The sequence below is a fragment of the Planktotalea frisia genome, from assembly GCF_001890925.1.
Lineage (GTDB): Bacteria > Pseudomonadota > Alphaproteobacteria > Rhodobacterales > Rhodobacteraceae > Planktotalea > Planktotalea frisia.
The window spans coordinates 1-1057 of the sequence record NZ_MLCB01000104.1; the positions used below are offsets into that span (position 1 = coordinate 1).

General features: G+C 49.0%; 2 protein-coding genes. Both read right to left on the reverse strand.

Annotated elements, in window-relative coordinates; translation table 11 throughout:
* Positions 1–342 precede the first annotated feature (342 nt).
* Positions 343–642, reverse strand: a complete 300-nt coding sequence (locus PFRI_RS07160) for a CcdB family protein (protein ID WP_072630021.1) — start codon at positions 640–642, stop codon at positions 343–345.
* Positions 642–872 (reverse strand): type II toxin-antitoxin system CcdA family antitoxin, encoded by a 231-nt coding sequence (locus PFRI_RS07165; RefSeq protein ID WP_072630022.1) that lies wholly within the window; start codon positions 870–872, stop codon positions 642–644. The genes PFRI_RS07160 and PFRI_RS07165 overlap by 1 nt, the downstream gene beginning before the upstream one ends.
* Positions 873–1057 lie beyond the last annotated feature (185 nt).

Consider the following 1057-nt stretch of genomic DNA (forward strand, 5'->3'; position numbering starts at 1 on the left):
GAAAACAACGTCAGATCAGGAAGTAGAACGACCGCAACAAGCGCCACTGCCGCGCGAGCGGCTTAGTCCAGGAGTCAGCAGGGAGGGTAGTCTTTTGAGGGGCTGGCAGTATTTTTACCACTTGGTCTGTAAACGCCATTCAGAAATGTCACCGATTGCGCAAAGCAGGAATGTCACCACGGGCGCTGACGGTAGCGCAGCCTGACAGGGCGTAGACCTCAGATATCGGAGCCCTGGCTGGCTGCGCGGGCCTCACGTTCTGCGCGTTTGCGGCTACATTGGTCAAATTCGCATAAGGTTCATTATGTTATATATGTAAAGAATAAGCTGGATTAATTTCAGTTAGAAACCCTGGATAAGCATGTCGATTGCTGATGTAATCTTTTCGAACTCTTCATCGAGTTTTCCAACTGAGATCTTGAGAATGCCCGTTGGTACCGCCGCCATAAACTGCGTTACCATAACGACTGGTTGATCTTCGAAATCAAAAATCGGGTTGAGCCTTGTTGCAGGCTTCGGTGCGCTTGATGTTGGCAGCAATGGCACAACGACCCTGGTGTTGAGATCACTCAGAAGATCCGTTTGGACATCCAAAAGATAACCATCACCAGACGGGTTGGGAAATACGTCAAACTTTGGCATCAGAACTGACGGTAACTGTCGAGCGGCAATCCGTGCTTCTCAACGTATGCGTTGGAACTTTGGATTGCCGCGGCATTCTCGGCTTTCCATTGCTGTGCTTTGGCTACAGAAACCGCCACTCGCACGCCATCCTCTGCAGCGCGAGACAGGTTTACCTTCAATGCTTTCGCTTGTGTAAGCAAATTAGCGTCCAACGACAGATTTGTGGGCTTTCGTGTATGCGAATTCATGAGTCTGCCTCCTGAAGGGAGATTATGCTCTAATGGCATGCGCGTCAATCATGTGCATGAATAATGCGCACGTATAGTCAATCTTATGTTAATTTCCGTTAAGGACAATTTTGGCCGAGGATGATCTTGCTAGGCTCAGGACCCATTAATTGCCTTGATGCTGGTTTGTCGTCATGATTCACGAA